The sequence below is a fragment of the Paenibacillus donghaensis genome (genome assembly GCF_002192415.1).
Lineage (GTDB): Bacteria > Bacillota > Bacilli > Paenibacillales > Paenibacillaceae > Paenibacillus_AQ > Paenibacillus_AQ donghaensis.
The window spans coordinates 5,333,313-5,353,177 of the sequence record NZ_CP021780.1 but is presented as its reverse complement, the minus strand read 5'-3'; the positions used below and the strand labels follow the sequence as shown (position 1 = coordinate 5,353,177).

The 19,865-nt window shown below is 50.9% G+C and carries 14 protein-coding genes; 11 read left to right on the top strand and 3 right to left on the bottom strand.

Annotated features, from left to right (window positions below):
- Positions 1-116: 116 nt before the first annotated feature.
- From B9T62_RS24400 to B9T62_RS24385, 4 genes are all read left to right on the top strand, one after another.
- Complete coding sequence (locus B9T62_RS24400) at positions 117-2,396, top strand: AraC family transcriptional regulator (RefSeq protein WP_211296351.1); 2,280 nt, start codon at positions 117-119, stop codon at positions 2,394-2,396.
- Between the two features lie 217 nt (positions 2,397-2,613).
- On the top strand, positions 2,614-3,549 hold the full coding sequence (locus tag B9T62_RS24395; RefSeq protein WP_087917662.1) for an ABC transporter permease: 936 nt from the start codon (positions 2,614-2,616) through the stop codon (positions 3,547-3,549).
- A gap of 15 nt (positions 3,550-3,564) precedes the next feature.
- Positions 3,565-4,437 (top strand): carbohydrate ABC transporter permease, encoded by an 873-nt coding sequence (locus B9T62_RS24390; RefSeq protein WP_087917661.1) that lies wholly within the window; start codon positions 3,565-3,567, stop codon positions 4,435-4,437.
- A gap of 76 nt (positions 4,438-4,513) precedes the next feature.
- Positions 4,514-6,175: an ABC transporter substrate-binding protein gene (locus tag B9T62_RS24385; protein ID WP_087917660.1), complete on the top strand. Its 1,662-nt coding sequence runs from the start codon at positions 4,514-4,516 to the stop codon at positions 6,173-6,175.
- A gap of 157 nt (positions 6,176-6,332) precedes the next feature.
- Here the strand turns inward: B9T62_RS24385 and B9T62_RS24380 are convergent, their stop codons facing one another.
- Entirely contained in the window at positions 6,333-6,623 is a 291-nt protein-coding gene (locus tag B9T62_RS24380; protein ID WP_087917659.1) for a DUF4003 family protein, read from the bottom strand.
- A 155-nt stretch (positions 6,624-6,778) separates the two neighbouring features.
- On the opposite strand from B9T62_RS24380, the gene B9T62_RS24375 reads away from it, so the two are divergent.
- Positions 6,779-10,222 (top strand): glycoside hydrolase family 2 TIM barrel-domain containing protein, encoded by a 3,444-nt coding sequence (locus B9T62_RS24375; RefSeq protein ID WP_087920411.1) that lies wholly within the window; start codon positions 6,779-6,781, stop codon positions 10,220-10,222.
- Between the two features lie 95 nt (positions 10,223-10,317).
- A complete protein-coding gene (locus B9T62_RS24370) occupies positions 10,318-10,893 on the top strand; it encodes a hypothetical protein (protein ID WP_157793992.1) in 576 nt (191 codons plus the stop codon).
- A 65-nt stretch (positions 10,894-10,958) separates the two neighbouring features.
- On the opposite strand, the gene B9T62_RS24365 is transcribed toward B9T62_RS24370, so the two are convergent.
- Both B9T62_RS24365 and B9T62_RS24360 read right to left on the bottom strand, forming a co-directional pair.
- Entirely contained in the window at positions 10,959-11,177 is a 219-nt protein-coding gene (locus B9T62_RS24365) for a hypothetical protein (protein ID WP_157793991.1), read from the bottom strand.
- A 29-nt stretch (positions 11,178-11,206) separates the two neighbouring features.
- A complete protein-coding gene (locus tag B9T62_RS24360) occupies positions 11,207-11,878 on the bottom strand; it encodes an SOS response-associated peptidase (RefSeq protein WP_087917656.1) in 672 nt (223 codons plus the stop codon).
- Between the two features lie 169 nt (positions 11,879-12,047).
- On the opposite strand from B9T62_RS24360, the gene B9T62_RS24355 reads away from it, so the two are divergent.
- The 5 genes from B9T62_RS24355 (at position 12,048) to B9T62_RS24335 (ending at position 19,804) form a co-directional block, all read left to right on the top strand.
- Entirely contained in the window at positions 12,048-12,530 is a 483-nt protein-coding gene (locus B9T62_RS24355; RefSeq protein ID WP_087920410.1) for a 2-thiouracil desulfurase family protein, read from the top strand.
- Positions 12,531-13,049: 519 nt separating this feature from the next.
- Positions 13,050-14,207, top strand: coding sequence for a cysteine desulfurase family protein (locus tag B9T62_RS24350; protein WP_087917655.1), 1,158 nt, complete (start codon positions 13,050-13,052; stop codon positions 14,205-14,207).
- A 95-nt stretch (positions 14,208-14,302) separates the two neighbouring features.
- On the top strand, positions 14,303-14,824 hold the full coding sequence (locus B9T62_RS24345; protein WP_087917654.1) for a PRC-barrel domain-containing protein: 522 nt from the start codon (positions 14,303-14,305) through the stop codon (positions 14,822-14,824).
- Positions 14,825-14,838: 14 nt separating this feature from the next.
- Complete coding sequence (locus B9T62_RS24340; protein WP_087917653.1) at positions 14,839-15,048, top strand: hypothetical protein; 210 nt, start codon at positions 14,839-14,841, stop codon at positions 15,046-15,048.
- 253 nt (positions 15,049-15,301) lie between these two features.
- Positions 15,302-19,804, top strand: coding sequence for a carbohydrate binding domain-containing protein (locus B9T62_RS24335; RefSeq protein WP_087917652.1), 4,503 nt, complete (start codon positions 15,302-15,304; stop codon positions 19,802-19,804).
- Positions 19,805-19,865: the final 61 nt, after the last annotated feature.

The following is a 19,865-nucleotide window of genomic DNA, read 5'->3' as shown; positions in this document are numbered from 1 at the left end:
CGTCGAAGAGTGCACAAACTGTACATTGAGGTTCAAATTGTACATATGTAGCCTCCATAGGGTCCGTGCTATGATAAAAAATGTACAAAAAGAAAAGCGATGTAGGGGGATTAGAATTGAATTGGAGAAAGGGAAACTTCACTCGAAGTGTGGCGTTTCGATGGATCGTATCGTACGCCGTGATCCTATGCATACCTGTCATTCTTAGCTTAATCGTATATAGCCAGACAAGAGGAATCGTGAAATACGAGATCGAACGGGCAAGCAGCGCCATGCTGCAACAAGTTAGATATATCGTGGACGCGGAGCTGCTTCAAACGGAGAGTCTAGCCGCGCAGCTGTCCATTCATCCGGACGTTCGGAGATTGCTGACTTCGCCCGAGAAAGAAAGCGCTTACCATATATATAAGATGAAACAAGAATTGAACAAATTACTAGCCACGAACGATTTTATTAAGGGGATTTATCTCTATTTGAAACCTCTGCAGTCGGTACTCTCAAGCGAAACCTATATAAACGACCATGTATTTTACGAGATGAAGCATCAGACCGACACGTTCGCTTACGAGGACTGGCTTGAGTTGATAAACCGGCCTCAGTCGGGAGGTTATGTGTTGCTTCCGGTTGAGAACCAAGGGAAAATCGCAAATACGCCCTCCTACATTCGGTCATTGCCATTGCAATCGGGTAACGTTCCGGCGGGTACGCTTCTCATGCCGCTCAATACCGAGAAGATTATGACCATGCTCGAAAACATCGATTGGGTGGAGCAAGGCCAAGTGTTCATTATGGATACGAATGATCAAATCTTGTTTCAGAACGCAGAAGTAGCGATGATTGAGCCTTCGTCGATTCAGGAGTGGAACGACCGTGGGACAGGGACCTTTACTTACACCTTCCAAGGAATCGAGTCGATGATTACGATCGAATCGTCCAATACGACGGGGTGGAGGTACATTAGCGTGTTTCCGACCGACGTCTTTTGGGAGCACGCCAGGGACATTCAGACTATGAACATCTTAGGGCTTTTGCTTTGCTTTGCAATCGGCGGCACGGTGATTTATTATTTCGCTCGTAAAAACTACGATCCGGTTAAACAATTAATGAGCGTCTTTTCCCGGAGCCCGTTGCCGGGAAACGGAGCGCACTTGGACGAGTATTCGTTCATTCGGAGAAGTGTGCTCGAGACCATTCGAGAGCGGGACGACATGAATAATAAACACGTTCAGCAGCTTCGAGTTCTGCAGGATTACTACCTGGGAAGGTTATTGAAAGGTCAAGCGGACCGGAACGTCCCGTTAGCAGAGCTGGCGAAGTCTCATAATTTGTCTTGGACGACCGATCGTTTTGCAGTGCTGTTGTTCTATATCGACAGCGATGAGGGGGGAATAAAGGATATAGCCTTATCGCAGTTTATTGTGTCCAATATAGTCGCAGATTCGGTCAAGGACCGCTTAACGATTCATTTCACGGATGTGGACGGTATGCTCGCTGCGGTCGTGAACGTCGATCTGGATAATGCGGAGCAATGGAAGGACGATATAGAGGACGATTTGGCGCAAGCTCACGAATTCATCAAGGTCCGGTATAAGTTTCGCTTCACGACGGTGGGGAGTGAGCTGCAAACCGGCTTGGACGGCGTACATCAGGCATTTCTTCAAGCCTTGGAAGCCCAGGAATACCGTATCGTGCTAGGGGAAGGGATGTTGATCTGGTACGGGAATATAAAACCGAGCGAAAGCAGTTACTTTTTCACAGTGAACGACCAGATGATTCTGATCAATTTCTTGAAGGCTGACGAGTTCGATAAAGCGAAGCGGATGATCGACGACGTCATACAACAAGCGTTCCAGAGGGAAGCGTCACATGAAATCGCGAAGTGTGTCCTGGTTGATGTAGCAACGACGCTGATCAAGACGATTCCCGACCAAGAGCAAGCGAGCATCGCATGGGATGAATGGCGTCCACTTAAACGACTGTTGTCATGCTCCACGAAGATGGAATTCCATCAAGAGATTCTCGACATATTTGATCGGGTATGCAGCGTGCTTCGCAGCAAGCAGAACGTCCAGACGAGCGCCGGAATCGGCGAGAAAGTTATCGAGTTCGTGCAGGAGAACTATAGTGACAAGGACTTAAGCGTGTCACTGATAGGAGACCAATTTCGGCTGACACCGCAGTACGTGTCCCGGTTGTTCCGCGAACAGACGAGGAAGGTGGGACTCCACGACTATATTAACCAGACCCGCGTAGAAGCCGCCAAGGTGCTATTACTAGAAGGGACCAGCATTGACGAGACAGCAGCCCGGGTCGGATTCGCAAGCAGTCATGCGTTTATTCGTGTATTCAAGAAATACGAGGGCATCACGCCCGGAAAATACAAGACGATCAAGTAACTGGATAAGAAACAGAATGTCAAAGATAGGAGGCATTAAGGTGTTTCGGGAAAAGGTCCATTCGTTTCAAATTGTCACTCGTCATTTCCTAGTTATGTACATCGTTTTCGTTATTGAACATTGATGGCTGAAGACGCCTCTTATACATTGATGGAGTGACAGAGCATCAGGCTCGAGTCCTGCTAGGGTAAATTCTTCGGAAGGAAGTGATAACGGAATGACAGCTCAAGCGCAAGTCAAGGCTGTAGATACAACGCCGCTTTGGAGACACGTCAAAAAGGAATGGAAGCTGTATTCGTTCCTAGTAATACCCGTAATCTACTTCATCATCTTCAAGTACGCGCCGATGATCGGGAACATTATCGCTTTCCGGAAGTATAGAGGCGGACCGAATATCTTTGGGTCGGAATGGGTCGGGTTTACGTACTTTGAGATGTTTATGAAGGATCCGACGTTCTGGAGAGCCTTCTTCAATGATCTAACCCTAAGCGTGAGTTATCTGGTGGTCAAATTTCCCGTTACCTTGATATTCGCGCTGCTCCTGAACGAATTGCGGAACATTAAGTGGAAGAAATTCGTGCAAACGGTTTCATATTTACCCCATTTCATATCCATGGTCATTGTGGCGGGGATGGTCAAGGAGATTGTTTCCTTAAACGGACCGATCAACAGTGTTTTGGCTTCGCTAGGCGTGGACAAAATCTCGTTTATCTCATTGCCGGAATGGTTTCCGGCGATTTACGTCACCTCCGGGGTCTGGCAAAGTCTGGGCTGGGGAACGATTCTGTATTTGGCGGCCATGACCGGCATCAATACGTCACTCTATGAAGCGGCAAAGATCGATGGCGCGAGCCGATTACGGTTAGCGATGCACGTCACGATTCCCGGCATTCTACCGACGGTTATGGTGCTCTTGATCTTGGATATTGGCAGTATCCTAGGTTCGAATTTCGAGAAAATCTTACTCTTATACAATCCTCTGACTTATGAAACGGCGGACGTCATCTCTACATATGTTTACCGAATGGGTATCACCGGCGGCAACTTTAGTTATGCGACGGCGGTCGGATTGTTTGAAGGCATTATTGGACTAATTCTGGTGACGACTGCAAACGCAGTATCGAAGAGGACTACGAAATCCGGCTTGTGGTAGAAAGGGGCAGATCAGGTGAAACGAAATTCAACCTTTAGCACGTTCAATATTGTAAACACACTATTTATGATTCTGATTGTCTTATTCACGTTATATCCGTTCGTCTACCTTGTGGCGCAGTCCTTCAGTTCTGAAGCAGCCATCTATGCCGGCAAGGTGACCATCTTTCCGGTGGAATTCACGACCAAGACCTACGAAGTCATATTAAGCAAACCTGACTTCTTCGGTTACTACTGGAATACGGTTGTTTATTCCGTGATCGGCACGTTTATCGCAGTGGCCGCGACAGCTGTCATGTCCTACCCGCTTTCGAAAGATAAGCTGCGCCTCAATAAATTTTTTATCCCGTTCGTCCTGTTTACGATGTATTTCGGCGGCGGTCTGATACCGAACTACATCCTGATTGCGAAGACATTAGAGATGAGAGATACGATCTGGGCCATTGTCATCCCTGGGGCAATCAGCGCCTTCAATGTCATCTTGATGAAGACTTTCTTTGCCGGCTTGCCATACGAATTGGAAGAAGCGGGGCGTGTTGACGGTCTGGGCGTATTCGGGATCTTCACAAGAATTATTCTTCCTTTATCGAAGCCAATCCTGGTAACGATTATGTTGTTTGTTATGGTCGGCATATGGAACAACTGGTTCGGACCTTCACTCTATTTGCAGTCGAAGGAGAAATGGCCTGTCGCGTTATATCTGAAACAAATTATCGACAACGCGGTCAGTCCGACCGAAATCGGAGCCACGTCCGATCAGACCAGCCAAATCGCGGCAAGCATCAAATCGACGGCTATGGTACTCACCTCGTTGCCCATTATCTGCATATATCCTTTCGTGCAGAAGTATTTCGTGCAAGGGATGATGATCGGGGCCGTCAAGGGGTGATCGATATATTCGGAAGAGGCTGCAGCCGATTCCGTTATATATATATAAGCTTGAACCAATAAAGGGAGGCAGAACTATGAGATTCAGTAAATCATTTATAATGGTATTGCTGGCGTTGATGCTCGTATTCATGACGGCATGCACGTCCAATAACAATGGCGCTTCGGGCAACAATACGCCAGCTCCATCGGAAGACGGAGCAACAGCCGAGGCGCCGGATTACGCCTTTGGGGAAGACCAGACGTTCAAATCCAATGAACCGGTGTCCTACTCCATGATGTACAGCGACCATGAGAATTATCCATATAAAAAGGACTGGAGACTCTGGAGCGCGATTCAAGAAAGAACGAACGTGACCTTTGATTTGTCCATCACGGCCAGAACGGAATATGAGAATCAAAAGTCTTTGCTCGTGAACAGCGGCGATGCGCCTTACATTATTCCCAAGACGTATGATGAATCCGCTTTCGTGGCAACGGGCCAGATTGTACCTGTCAGCGATTGGGTGCAATATATGCCGAACTACATGAAAGCCGTGAAAGATTGGGGAATGGAAGATGATCTGAAGGCCAAGCTGAAGGATGACGGGAAATATTATGTCCTGCCAGGCATGTGGGAGATCGCTGGCGGCGGTTATTCCTATATCATACGCAAGGATGTGTTTGAAGCGGCGGGAGTGGACGTTGAGGGCCAACAAGGGAACTGGACGTACGAGGATTTCTATGCAGCCATGAAGAAGGTTAAAGAGCATACCGGCGCGGCATACGTCATCTCCGATCAATTCAAGGGCGAATCGGCTCTGAACATTGCCGCCGTCCAGTATGGCGTCACCGGGGGATGGGGGCTGTCCAACGGTTTGAACTACGACCATGATAAGCAGCAGTTCACATTTGCCAATGCGTCAGATGACTTCAAGAACTATCTTGGTTATTTCAATAAATTGATTACCGAAGGCATTATGGATCCTGAATCCTTCACACAAGAAGACGACGCAGCTCAAGCCAAGTTCTTCAAAGGTGACACCTACGTAATAAGCGGAATCTATCAGGTACTGGCGGATTTCAAGAGCAAAATGCAAGACAAGAACAGCGAATTGTATATGATAACACAACCCGGCGGACCGAAAGGAAAGCTTCAGGTCGAGTCTTCCCGCCTGGAGAACGGAATCATGATCAGCAAGAATGCACTTGATGATTTAGGTGAAGAAGAGTTTATCAAGATGCTCCGTTTCATAGACTGGTTCTGGTATTCCAATGAAGGTCAAATGCTCAGCTTGTGGGGGGTAGAAGGTGAAACGTATACCCTTGATGCGGACGGAAACGTTGTGCTGAGCCCGGAAATCTATTACAACGGAATGAACGAAGGCGCTACGAAGCAGCTCAACGCAGATTTCGGCTTCGCCGGGGGGATGTTCGCATACGGTGGCTCTGAGAAGCTGAGAATGTCTAAGATGACCGACGGTGAGAAGGACTTCGTGACCCGTGTCCAGTCGACAAGAGAGTCGCGTAAGCTGGCACCGCCGATCATGGCCTCGCCGGAGGAGAATGAACAGATGAAATTGATCTCGACACCGCTTATGGATTACGTCAAGACGATGACATTAAAGTTCATTACCGGCCAAGAAAGCTTTGAGAAGTGGGATAACTATACCTCTCAGGTTGAAGCGAATGGCAGCAAGCGGTTTACGGACATGTCAAATGATATTTTTCAGAAGACTAAGAGTTTGTTAGGTTATTAATTTCTGACAGCAAGCGAGCAGCAGGCAAGGAGCACACACTAGAAAGAGTATCCCGGCGGTGATACACCGTGGGATACTCTTTCTGTCTATAAGGATAAAGCAGGCAGTTGACGGGGCCTCTAATTCGAAGAAGATGCTGCAGCCGATGTGGCCGCAGTTACGGCAATGGCGGCGTATCAGCAAGCCGCTTCTCCTTGTCCGCAGTAAGGGAGAGCAGGGCTGCAATGCTGATTGCCGAATTCCCCCGGAAAGAAGAGAACAGCTTCGTATTTCTCTTGATCAGCTCATGACTTTCGCTAATCGCATCGCAGTCCGCAGGTTTATCCTCCACCGCATACAGTAAAGCGGCCAGGCGGTTGACCATCGCATTTTGCCAGACAAAGGTCTTTTTGGTCTTCTGCGCGTTGGCAGCGAACAATTCGAGTCTTGCTGTATATTGCTCTTTCATAAGAACACTCCTTTAGAAATTTATCCCTATTAACAACTATATACAAGAGATTGCTTTTTTCATAGAGAGGGGAAACTATCAGAATGAATTTATGGGTTGGTTGGTTTATACTGGAACAGAAGAATCCAATACCTACGAAAGCGAGCTGTTGCACCCTGAATACGAAATTACTTTTTAACGACGGATGGGAATTTGCCAAAAGTGGTCTGGACGTTACGGAGCCTGCCGGGTTAACCTTCGAAGCGGTGGATCTCCCTCATGATTGGCTGATCTATAATACATTGGCACTTTATGAGAACGGTATCGGCTGGTATCGCAAGAAATTGATCTGGACACAGTCTGATCGGGAGCTCCTGCTCTGCTTCGACGGCGTGTACATGGATTCTTCCGTATACATAAACGGTCAGCTTGCAGGCGAATGGAAATACGGATACTCTTCCTTCGAACATGAGATTACGGACGCGGTCATCGAAGGGGAGAATGAAATCGTCGTGAAGGTCGTGCACCAGAGTCCAAACAGCCGATGGTATTCGGGAGCAGGCATATACCGGAACGTCTGGTTGAAGGAACGGGACAGAAATCACATTCTCACTGACGGTATATATGTCTCGACCAGGCAGCAAGGCAACAACTGGTTGGTAGAAATCGACACAGACGTACAGATTGAGGAAGACGTACTTATTTCGCATAATATTATCTACCAGGGCCAGACGGTCGCTGCCGCTTCGCAGCGGATAACCGCCAGCAGCGGCTCCATTACGAAGAACCGCCAAACGATAACTGTAGACAATCCCTTGTTATGGAGCACGGAAGAGCCGACTCTGTACCAGATCGTCACGCGAATGAATCGAGTAGCGAGCGGATCGCCTGAGGGACAGTGCTCCGAAGAATTGGAGGCGATTACATTGCCTCTGGGCTTCCGGAGCATCGTTCTCGACCCGGAGCAGGGTCTTCAGGTGAACGGGAAGAAGCTGAAATTGAACGGCGTCTGCGAGCATCATGACTTAGGTGCTCTGGGAGCGGCTTTTAACATTCATGCGCTGCGAAGAAGATTTGTGATCCTGAAAGAAATGGGCGTCAACGCAATCCGCACGGCGCATAATATGCCGGCTCCGGAGCTCATGGATCTGGCGGACGAGATGGGACTGTTCGTTGTCACGGAGGCGTTCGACATGTGGGAACGGTCCAAGACACCTTACGATTACGCAAGATTCTTCCAGGATTGGGCGTATCTTGACGTGAGAAGCTGGGTATTGCGGGACCGGAATCATCCGAGCCTGCTGATGTGGAGCATCGGGAACGAGATTTACGACACACATGCAGATGAGCGAGGTCAGGAAGTTACCAGAATGCTCATGGAATATGTTTTGGAATTCGATCCGAAGCAGAATGCCCGGGTTACGATCGGGTCGAATTATATGCCGTGGGAGAATGCGCAGAAGTGCGCCGATATCGTAAAGGTTGCCGGCTACAATTACGCGGAGAAATATTACCGCAGGCATCATGAAGAGCATCCGGATTGGATCATCTACGGCAGCGAGACCGCTTCAGTCGTCCAGAGCAGAGGAATTTATCATTTCCCGTTCGAGAAATCGATTCTTGCCGACGATGACGAGCAATGCTCCGCTCTCGGGAACAGTTCGACAAGCTGGGGAGCCAAATCGGCGGAGGCCTGCATCTTGGCAGAGCGGGATACGCCGTTCTCTCTGGGCCAGTTCCTATGGACCGGATTCGACTATATCGGGGAACCGACGCCGTACCATACCAAGAATGCCTATTTCGGCCAGATCGATACGGCTACGTTCAGGAAAGATTCCTATTATATCTACCAAGCTGCCTGGACCGATTATAGAACGCATCCAATGGTGCACCTCTTCCCGTACTGGGATTTCAATGACGGGCAAATTATTGATGTTCGTGCCTGCTCGAACGCCCCCAAGATCGAGCTGCAGTTCAATGGGACTACGATTGGAACTCACGAAATCGATCATAAGCATGGAACGCAGCTTGTTGGCTGGTGGAAGGTTCCTTATGAGGAAGGGGAACTCAAGGCTATCGCCTATGACGAAACAGGCAAAGTCATAGCAACCGATGTTCGAAGATCCTTCGGGGATGCGAGCAGAATTCATCTCCAAGCGGATAAAGAGGTACTTACGGCGAACGGTACTGATTTGATTTTCGTAGAAATCGGTATGTTGGACAGTGAGGGGAATCCGGTAGGCAATGCGAACAATCGAGTGCATGTTGAGGTGACGGGGGCAGGCCGATTGCTTGGGCTTGATAACGGCGACAGCACAGATTATGATCCGTACAAAGGCAAGAGCAGAAGATTGTTCAGCGGTAAGTTGATGGTGATGATCGGCGCGATGCTGGAGTCAGGCAAGATCCGAATCGAAGTATCCTCTGAGGGGATGCAAACCGAGGTGGCGGAATTCGAAGCTCATCCTGACCAAGACGGAATTCCGCAAGGGATTTCAGCGAACGTGAGAAATCAAGAGTTGCAGTGTGTAACAGGGGACTGCAATGAAATTCCGCTTCGCAAGATCGAAATCGTCAGTGACTCGGGGCAAGAATTAGATGAAATTACCAAGGAGATTACTGTTCGAGCCAAATTATGGCCGGAAAATGCCACATATCGAGACGTCGAATGGCGCGCCGTAACGGACGAAGGCATCGAATCGAATATTGCCAAGGTGGAAGCGAACGGACTTGAGGCGAAGATCTCCGCTATCGGCGATGGTGCTTTCCGTCTGCGTTGTACAACTAAGAATGGCACGGACAAGACGAAGTTTATCTCCCAGTTGGAGTTTAAGGCAACGGGTCTAGGAACAGCCTACAAGGATCCTTATGGATTCATCTCGGCCGGACTTTACGATTACGGCAAAGGCGATGTCGCGAACGGCAACGAAAGAGGCGTAGCGACGAGCAGAGATGGCGAAACACACGTAGGCTTCCGCGATATCGACTTCGGTCCATATGGCTCCGATACCATCACGATTCCGATCTTCGCTTTATCCGACGAAGAATATACGATGCAGATTTGGGAAGGGATGCCTGGCGAAGAGGCCAGCTCAGTAGTTGCCGACGTGATTTATCAGAAGCCGTCCCAGTGGAATGTATATCAAGAAGAAACGTATCGCCTGACCAAGAGACTCCGCGGAATTACATCGATGTGCTTTGTGCTCCGTCAGAAGGTGCACATCAAAGGATTTTCCTTTGAACGTCAGAACCGGGCTTTTGAACGGAATTCGGCGGTTTCCTGCGATCGAGTTTATGGGGATACGTATACCTTCACGGATGATCGTGTGGAAGGCATCGGCAATAACGTCTCGCTTGAGTTTACAGATATGGAGTTTACCAGCGAAGGAACTACGAAGCTGGTGGTCAACGGGAGATCGATTATCGACAAGAATACGATCCATATCCGGTTCGCCGGCGAGAACGGCGAAAGCAATCAACTCGTGGAGTTTGAGAAATCGGATGGGTACGAAGAACGGTTGTTTGAATTGGAGCAGGTTGCAGGGTTGCAAAAGGTGACATTCATCTTCCTGCCGGGGAGCAACTTCGACTTCGACTGGTTCCGCTTTATGCGGGGTTAATATTTATTGCAGCAGCTCCTTCCTTGGCTGGATGCCCAGGCTGCCACCACTTTTAAATAATGTGGTTCATCGACGATCAGGAGGTTCAGGATGATTTGAAGAAGGTAATAATGCTGGTTGCTATGCTGCTTACAATAACGGCTTGCAACAGCGGCAATGATGTGGCTGATCAGCTGGAACCTGATACTTTTTCCAAGCAGGATATGGCCATCTACAAGGTAGATAACACCAAGGGACGGGTCAGCTATGGCATGAGCCGCAAGGATGCGGAGAAGGTGCTGGGCACCGGGGATGAGGCGACTACTAACACCTATACATATGATTCGGGTGTGGGTGTGCTCTATAGGGATGATAAGGTCGTAGCCATCACGCTGAAAAGAGAATCCCAGGGGGTATACAGAACAGCCCGGGGAGCGGAAATTGGCATGTCCACAACGCGTATTACAGAGTTATATGGAGAGAAACACGCCATAAACGGGACAGGGAATTACCAGGAGTACCATTATGATACGGAAACCGGGCAATTCCTGGATGAAGCTGCGTTACTGCAGAACCCCGGTTCGAAGGAAGCGCTCAGAGCCAGGCATATATTCTCAGCAGCGTATGATGGAGACAATAACGCCATTGAGCTTTTCTTGATCGATGGCCTGGCGGCCAGAACTCTTAAATAATGAAATAACCCGGCAGGTCTTCCATAAGCGGAGATTTGCCGGGTTATTTAGCTTCTTAACGAAGGTTAAGAAGAGCTATCCTTGGGGTGAACCAGCACAGATGTGAGTAATAAAGAGAGCAGTACAATCAGGCCCAGACCCACGATTTGAAAAACATTATTGAAAGGTTCCCGAAAAATAATATATTCAGTGACGATATTAACCAGCAAGTAGTACATGATTTGGAACAAGCCCCAAAATACCAATAGGGTTATGATCCATTTCCTAACTTGTTCAGACATCATAAGCACCTCCTCGTAGTGAGTTGAAGTCTCTATCCAAGTTCTTCCGTAAGCTCGCGGTAATTATTGCGCACATTGCCCACCGCTGCTGAAACCGGATAAGCGCGCATCTGCTCGGAGGCATATGGCTTCAGCAGCTTCTGCAGAGCGGGGAGATCCTGGTTGTCCCGGCGCAGCCACTCCTGCTCGTCTTCGCGGCTGAGGATGACCGGCATCCGGTCATGAATGTCTGCCATCAGCTCATTGGAATCGGTGGTGATGATGGTACAGGTGCTCAAGCGATTGCCCTGCGGGTCCATCCAGATATCATACAAGCCTGCCATGGAGAAAATACCGCCGTCACGCAGAACGATCCGCATCGGCTGCTTGCCGTTCTCCTGGGGCTTCCAGTCATAGAAGCCGTCAGCGGGAATCAGGCAGCGCCGGCTGCCCAGCAGACGTTTGAAGGAGGCCTTCTCCAGCAGCGACTCTGCCCGGGCGTTGATCATCCGGCTGCCGCCCTTGTCATCCTTCGCCCAGGAGGGCACAAGGCCCCAGCGGAGCAATCCCAGCCTGTTGCCGGAAGAGCTGCCGACTACAGCTGGAATGAACTGTACAGGAGCAGCGTTATAGGTGGGCGCATAATGGATAATCGCACTGTCTCCGGTCAGGTACCGGAACATCAGCTCCTCCATAGTTACAGTGACTGTGTATCGTCCGCACATCTGTAGTCCTCCTTAAATTTCCGGAATATAGGGTTATTTACAGTTTAACATGATAGTTCTTACCGTGCATGCGGCTGCTGCCTGGCAGCTGTTTACAGTGTTATCCCCCCATGATATGCTCAGGGCAGTCTTAATACATGGAGAACACAAGCGGAAGGGTGATTACCCGGTGATACTGGTAAGCTCTTGCCTGGCAGGGATGAAGGTAAGATATAATGGTACGGATTGCTTGGACGAGACGATAGCAAGACTGCTGGAGGAACAGAAGGCGATGGCCGTCTGCCCTGAATTGCTGGGGGGATTCTCCACGCCCAGGGAGCCTGCCGAAATCGTGGGCGGGGACGGCGGAGATGTGCTGGCAGGCACAGCCAGAGTCATGGACCGTTCGGGTGCGGATGTAACCGAGCTGTATCTGAAAGGGGCATATGTGACCCTGGAAATGGCCCGCAGCGCAGGCGCCACAGCTGTTGTGCTCAAGGAGAACAGCCCTTCCTGCGGCAGCAGGCTGATTTATAACGGAACGTTCAGCGGCACGAAACAATCCGGGCATGGGGTGACGACGGCGCTGCTGCGGGCGAACGGCATCAAGGTGGTGTCAGAGGCCGAACTGGAGCGCTTGTTCCAGACAGAACAAAGTAAAGGTACTATTTAGGTTAGATGCGAAACTGGTTACTATTTAGGCTCCCATAGAAAAGGAGCATCAAATGTTGATCGCCACATCAGTCCAATCACGAAATTAGTTGCGAATCTGCATCTAATTCACGGATTTTTCCCGTTTTGAAGCAAATAAGTGCCATAATACACTTAATTTCTGATTCTGAGCGCTGAACAAGCAATTTACTCGTAATTAGTTGCATATTCGCACTTATTTACCTTCTAACAGCCGTTTTCGTTGAAATTAAGTGCGTTTTCGCATCTATTTCGGTGAACTGGACATGAGAGACTATCATGGACTTAAACAGTTTCATTTGCTGCTCATCCTTCTATTTATCACAGAAAAGGATGCCGCCTCTTGCAGCGGACTGCGAAGCTGCTTCTGCTTGGCTGGAATAACGGGGTAAATGTTACATTATTGTGTTCTTTATGCTGTGGAAAAGTCATAAGCGCAGCGTTATAATCGAATAGTCGTGAACGTATACGGTCTATATCCATAGAAGCGGAGAAACTAGTTATGAAATCAATCTATCTGGACCACGCTGCTACATCCCCGGTTCATCCGGAAGTGGCGCAGGTCATGCTTAATATAATGTCAGAGCCATACGGCAACGCGTCCAGCGTTCATCTGTTTGGGCGTTCGGCCAAAAAAGTGCTAAACGGAGCACGCGATTTGATCGCGGGCTTTTTGGGCTGTTCGCCGGAGGAGTGGATCTTCACCGGCGGTGGCACAGAAAGCGACAATCTGGCGCTGTTCGGCGCAGCTAACGCTGCCGCAGCGGCCTCCAAAGGGAAACATATCATTACCACAGCCATTGAACATCATGCCGTGCTGCATACCTGCCGCGAGCTGGAGAAGCTGGGCTTCACGGTGACTTATCTGCCGGTAGATTCTACCGGGAGGGTCTCCGTAGAAGACGTAGAGTCGGCCATTCGCCAGGATACGGTTCTGATCAGCGTGATGTTTGGCAATAATGAAGTAGGAACCGTTCAGCCGATTAGAGAGATTGGACAGCTGGCTAAGGAACGGGGCATTCTGTTCCATGTCGATGCGGTGCAGGTGCTGGGGCTGATTCCGCTGACTCTGCGCGAGTTGCCGGTGGATTATATGAGCTTCAGCGCCCATAAGATCAACGGCCCGGGCGGAGTAGGCGGATTGTATATCCGGCGCGGGGCTCCGCTGCATCCAAGGCTGCACGGCGGGCTGCAGGAGCGCAGCCGGCGCGCGGGAACGGAGAACCTGGCTGGTGCAGCCGGGTTCGCCAAGGCGGTCGAGCTGGCGGTGCAGGGTATTGCAGGGCGGGGCAGCAAGTCGATGGAGCTTCGGCAGTGTATGCTGCTGGAGCTGGACAGGCTGCTGGGTCCGGAGGGCTACAAGGTCAACGGGAATATGCAGCATTTTCTGCCGAATATTCTGAATTTGAGCTTCCCCGGAGCGAGAACGGATGTGCTGCTGATGAACCTGGATATGGAGCAAATCGCCGCCGCCAGCGGCTCAGCCTGCACGTCGGGATCACTGGAAATTTCCCATGTTCTGCAAGCGATGAAACTTCCGGCAAATCTTTTGCATTCTGCGATTCGATTTAGCACTGGTTTGGGTAATACTACTGAAGAAATGGAGTACGTTTCCCGAAAAATTGAAACCATTGTGAAACGCCTGCGTATGAGTGACTAAGTGTTGCCTGCGCCCGCGCGAGCTTCAGGATTCGGGGGCCATCCGGCCACCCTGGGAACTCGTAATTACACTCAAAGTGAGGGGAATAGGCAGCCATGAAACTCCAGGACATGATTGGACTGGCTGTACGTGATGTCGAAGAAGGCAATGAGGTCGGCAAGATTGTCGATATTTTGCTGGATTCAAATTGGAAGATTACGGGTATTGAACTGGAAAGCAAATCTTTCTTCAACAATCATGTGAAAGTTGTGGCATGGGAGGAAATTGTCGCTTATGGCGAAGATGCTGTGATGATCCGCAGTGAATCGTCCGTAGAGAAGACAGAATCCGAGCAGATTGCCCATACTTTTATATTGGGTAAAAACAAAATCAAGGATTTGCAGGTCTTAACTGCAACCGGAACGATAATTGGAAGAGTCTCTGATGTTTATTTTGACCAAAAGATGGGAAACACAATAGTAGCGCTGGAAATTAGTGATGGACTTGTCACCGATTTGATCGAAGGCCGCAAATGGCTGCCTTGTTCTGACGAGATGTCTATTGGGGAGAATGCCGTCATGGTTCCCGCAATGAGCGAAGAACGGCTTCAAAAAGCCATTAATATTGTTAACGGATAGGTGGAATGTATGATATGAAATGTCCAAACTGCAACTCCAAGGATATCGGCAAGATTGGTTCTCACCAGTTCTATTGCTGGGGCTGTTTCATTGAACTGACGGTTAACGGCGAGAAAATGTCCGTCTATCAGGTGGAAGAAGACGGAACGCTCAGCTCGCTTGACGATCTGTTCTCCGGTGAAGAAATTGCCCAGGATTACCCTCATATCCACGCCTCCTCCTGAAACGGGAATCCGCTGTTTTAGGAACAGAACTACATAACGGCTTGATGCGCCTTGACTAACTGCTGCTTGATGCGGCGGGGGAGTCTGGGTGCTTTTTGCGTTTCGGAGTATTCTATATCCATCGCTGGGAGAAGACGTTGCATCTTTGTTATCAATGCTAAGGAATTGGTATATAACCTTACAGGGGACAACTCTATACTGAGAACAGACCGACCAGAATGCAAGGACGGAATTCTCTCAAGGAGGAATATCAATGTACCGGAAACTACAAGCCATTGTTCTGGTTATAGGCCTCATGGCCACCATGATCCCCGTGCCCCCGGCCATTCAGGCCGCAGCAGCAGTGGATTCGCCAGCTGTGGTGACGGCATTCAAGGATGTGCAGAATCACTGGGCTAAGGAAGCGGCGGCGAAGCTGGCTGGAGAGGGGCTTCTGTACGGATATGAAGACGGCTTATTCCATCCGGACGCTGCCATTACGCGGGCCGAGCTGGTGGCATTGCTGAACCGTGTCTTTCAATATGCGGATACAGGGACTGCTGTCTTCACAGATGTAAGCGCATCCGCTTGGTATGCAGATGCACTGGCGAAGGGAGCGCAAGCTAGAATCGTGACCGGCTATGCCGATGGCAGCTTCAACCCGGGGTCTTCTGTCCAGCGACAGGACAGCTTCCTGATGCTGAGCCGTGCCTTCCGGCTGGAGCAGATGCCGGAGGCAGTTCTCAGCACCTTTCCGGATCAGGACCAGTTATCCGGCTACGCAAGAGCGGCAGCAGGCACTATGGCCGTTAACGGTTATATCAGCGGAGATGCCAACAGCCAGCTGAAGCCTCAGGGCACATTGACCCGTGCCGAAGCCGCTGTGATGATATCCCGGATGATCGGGTGGGTAAGTGCGGATTCAGGCAGGTTCGCTCCCGGTGAGGTCAAGGGCAATGCGGTGGTGAACCGTTCCGGCGTGGAGCTGCAGAATACCCGGATCTCCGGTGCACTCTATGTCACCGAGGGTGTAGGGAATGGTGAATTCACAGCGGAGCATATTGCGATCACCGGAAATACCTGGATTACGGGCGGTGGCGTCAATTCGGTCATTCTCAAGGGTTCCGAGCTGGCCGATATTACGGTGGACAAAAAAAGCAGCCCTGTCCGCCTTCTGCTTAGCGAAGGCACAACTGCTTCCGGCGTTAAGGTTAAGCACCCCGCAGTGATTGAACTGACGGCTGATTCCGCTGTTGCGAAATTAACCATTGAAGCAAGTGCAGCGGGAACTACCCTCATCAACAAAGGAACGATTGCGGAACTGGAAGTGGATGCCGAGGGTGTGCTGCTCAATGGTGAGCCGCTGGCCAAGGGTACACGTCTGCAGCTGCCAGCCAGTCCGGCGGTCAGTACAGCGCCTACATCTGTACCGGCGGTGGTTAACGGAGGCACAGGCTCCGGCGGCTCAGAATCGCCAAGCACAGCGGCTCCTACAGCTGCGAGCACACCGGAGCCAACACCTGCGAGCACAACAGCACCAACGCCTGCTCCAACGGCTGTAGCTACCGAACCTCCGGTGCAGGCCGATCCGTGGAAGCTGGTGTGGAATGATGAATTCAACAGCAATGTTATTGATACCACGAAGTGGAACATCGAGGACACAGGTACGGTGTACAATAACGAGCTGGAATATTACCGGCCGGACAATGCCGCGATTGAAGAAGAGAGCGGCAACAGCGTGCTTGCGCTGGAAGCGAGAAGCGAAGCATATGAAGGCCGCGATTACACCTCAGCCAAGCTGACCTCCAAGCTGAAGGGAGACTTCACGTACGGCAAATTCAGCGTACGGGCGAAGCTGCCGATCCAGCAGGGGATGTGGCCGGCTATTTGGATGATGCCTACCGATGAATTCCATCAATATGGACCGTGGCCAGGCAGCGGCGAGATGGACATTATGGAGCTGACGGGTCCCAAAGCCAGTGATCCGGAGAATGCAGACAAATATCCAAGAACTGTTCACGGCTCCTTGCATTACAATCTGCCCCATGAGGTCCAGACTGAGGAATATGTGCTTCCCGAGGGTCAGACCTTTGCCGACGAATACCACGAATACACGCTGGAATGGCTTCCGGGACTGATTCGTTATTATGTGGACGGGGAGAAATATTTCGAAACGAGCGACTGGGGAACCCAGGCCCTGGGACAGCCGGACTTTTATACCTATCCGGCACCTTTTGACCGCCCGTTCTATATGATTCTGAATCTGGCTGTCGGTGGAGACTGGCCGGGAGATCCGCTCAGCGATTTCGTATCGGACAAGATGTTCGTCGATTATGTGCGTGTCTATGAGTATGCGGATCTGGAGAACTGGCCGGATGTAACCGGACAACGTCCGGAGAACAGCGGCTCTTCAGAGCCTCAGCGTCCAGCATTGCCGGACGGGAATCAGATCTATAACGGAGCGTTCGCAGAAGGGGTGGACAGCACAGGCTTGCCACAGAATTGGCAATTTATTGAGAATGAAGGAGGCCAGGGCAGCGTAAGCGTTATGGAGGACCCTGAGAAAGGCAGTGTCTCCAAGGTTACCGTGGATGACAAAGGGACGGTGAATTATTCACTGCAGCTGACCCAGATGCCGCTGCTCCTGGAGAAAGGCAAATCGTACAAGGCCACCTTCGAGGCTAAAGGCGATGTGTCCCGGCCGTTCATGAGCAAGCTCACGCAGTTTGGCGGAGCCTGGAAGGCTTACTCCGGTGAGCAGAATCTTCAGCTGAGCGAGCAATGGCAGACCTATGAATACTGCTTCACAATGAAGGACCCTTCGGACAACAATGTCCGCTTTGAATTCAATCTGGGCCAGAATGCCGGAGCCGCCTATTTCACCAACGTAAGCGTAGTTGAGATTGATCCGATTGTGGAGGAGCGGACAGCGCTGGCCGACGGCAACTGGATCTATAACGGCAACTTCGATCTGGGCAAGGACCGGATGGAATTCTGGCAAATCTCAGCTGTGCCTGAAGCGGGTGTCAAGGCTGGTGTGACCAATACACTTGCATTCCCGCAGATGGAGCGTTGGTTCCGTGCTGAGGTCTCGCAAGACGGGTTGGAGCCAGATGCCGTGAAGCTGTTGCAGGAAGGACTTCCGCTAACCCCAGGCGGGACCTACCAGCTGACCTTTGATGCCAAGGCGAGCAAGGAGCTTGTGCTTCAGGTCGCCATGGATACGGCAGCAGAACAAGGCGGTTATCCCGACGGAGCCGAGATGAATCTCACAACCGAAGCGGCAAGCTTCAGCAAGCGTATCCAGCTGAGCGACACTGCCGCAGCGCATTCCACGCTGTCGTTCCTGCTGGGCAGCCATGCCGGCGAGGTTCAGATTGATAATGTCCGCCTGGTTCAGATCAAGAGCCCGGCAAGCTCGGGCGGATACATCCATCTGCAGGCAGACCATTATGATGCAGCCGCAGGTACCGAGCTTGTTCCAAGCGCCGAAGGTGTCAGAGATTTGGCTGTGCTGGATGAAGGGGATTATGCCGACTACAAGGTGAAGATTACTCAAGGTGGAAGCTATGTACCTATGCTTCGTGCCGCAAGCATTCTGCCGGATTCAGAGCTTGCTGTCACCCTGCTGGACGAATCCCGGCAGCCGGTCGTTACAGCAGTCACGTATGGGCAGCCCGTCGGCAACACAGGAGGTTTGAATGTCTACCGTACCTTAACTTCCGAACCGCTGAGTCTGACGGCAGGAACCTACTATATCCGTATATCCGGGCAGGGTTACCACCTGACCTGGCTGGACCTGACGCGCGAGATGGCAGCAGACGGACGTTTCGAGAGCGGCAGTGCAGAGGCTTGGACGCTGTTCAAGAAGGACTGGGTCGATACCGATCCGGTCAAGGATACTGTAGCTTCTGTAGTATATGGGGAGCTGAAGGTAAGTCTTGGCGGCACAGGCGATGAGCCATGGAATGCGCAGGTCAAGCAGTCCGGTATCCCGCTGGAGAAGGGGAGAACCTATCAGCTCAGCTTCAATGCCCATTCCAGTATGGCTCGAAGCATCCTTGCCCTGGTTCAGCATGATGGAGCCACTGACAACAACTGGACCACGTATTTGGAGCAGCCGGCTGTGCTGGGTGAAGAGGATGCCTACTATGAATACAGATTCACAGCAAACGGCAATGAGCCGGCATCCGTTCTGCAGTTCAGCCTGGGCAGGATTGATGAGGTGCTGGGTGCCCACGATGTGTATCTGGATAACATCTCACTCGTCCAGATCAACCCTGTGCTGGCAGGCCAGCCGTATGAAGGCGAGTTGCTGCCTAACGGCGACTTCGCTGCCGGTATTCAGGGCTGGACTACTTATACGGCAGACAACGGACAATTGGCGATCTCAGCGGCAGAAGAGAAGCTGAAGATTGATCTGGGCACCGCAGGCAGCAATTCCTGGGACCGTCAGGTCTACTATGAAGGCATTGAATATACCGAGGGCAACCGTTACACGTTGACCTTCAAGGCCAAGTCATCCACAGCACGCAAGATGAACATCAGCATCGGATGGCTGGACGCGGCCAATAACTACACCTGGCACAGCTATACCAGCGACGTTGTTGATCTTGGCGGTGACGAGCAGCTGTACACCATCGGGTTCAACGTGGAATCTGTCGGGACCTCCATCGGGCGCATCTCCTTTGAGCTGGGCAATATCGATGGCGAGGCTGCCGGCAGCCTAACAGTCCATATTGACAACATCAGCCTGATTGACAATGGAGCAATCTAAGCATAAACAGCAGGCACGGCTGGACCCGAATGCATAGGGACCAGCCGAACCTGTGTCCAAC

What these genes read in the sequence shown, in the direction of transcription:
- B9T62_RS24345 (WP_087917654.1), top strand. Translation starts at nt 14,303, where the DNA reads ATGAAACTCCAGGACATGATTGGACTGGCTGTACGTGATGTCGAAGAA.
- B9T62_RS24380 (WP_087917659.1), bottom strand. Translation starts at nt 6,623, where the DNA reads ATGAAAGAGCAATATACAGCAAGACTCGAATTGTTCGCTGCCAACGCG.
- B9T62_RS24385 (WP_087917660.1), top strand. Translation starts at nt 4,514, where the DNA reads ATGAGATTCAGTAAATCATTTATAATGGTATTGCTGGCGTTGATGCTC.
- B9T62_RS24340 (WP_087917653.1), top strand. Translation starts at nt 14,839, where the DNA reads ATGAAATGTCCAAACTGCAACTCCAAGGATATCGGCAAGATTGGTTCT.
- B9T62_RS24365 (WP_157793991.1), bottom strand. Translation starts at nt 11,177, where the DNA reads ATGATGTCTGAACAAGTTAGGAAATGGATCATAACCCTATTGGTATTT.
- B9T62_RS24360 (WP_087917656.1), bottom strand. Translation starts at nt 11,878, where the DNA reads ATGTGCGGACGATACACAGTCACTGTAACTATGGAGGAGCTGATGTTC.
- B9T62_RS24350 (WP_087917655.1), top strand. Translation starts at nt 13,050, where the DNA reads ATGAAATCAATCTATCTGGACCACGCTGCTACATCCCCGGTTCATCCG.
- B9T62_RS24335 (WP_087917652.1), top strand. Translation starts at nt 15,302, where the DNA reads ATGTACCGGAAACTACAAGCCATTGTTCTGGTTATAGGCCTCATGGCC.
- B9T62_RS24395 (WP_087917662.1), top strand. Translation starts at nt 2,614, where the DNA reads ATGACAGCTCAAGCGCAAGTCAAGGCTGTAGATACAACGCCGCTTTGG.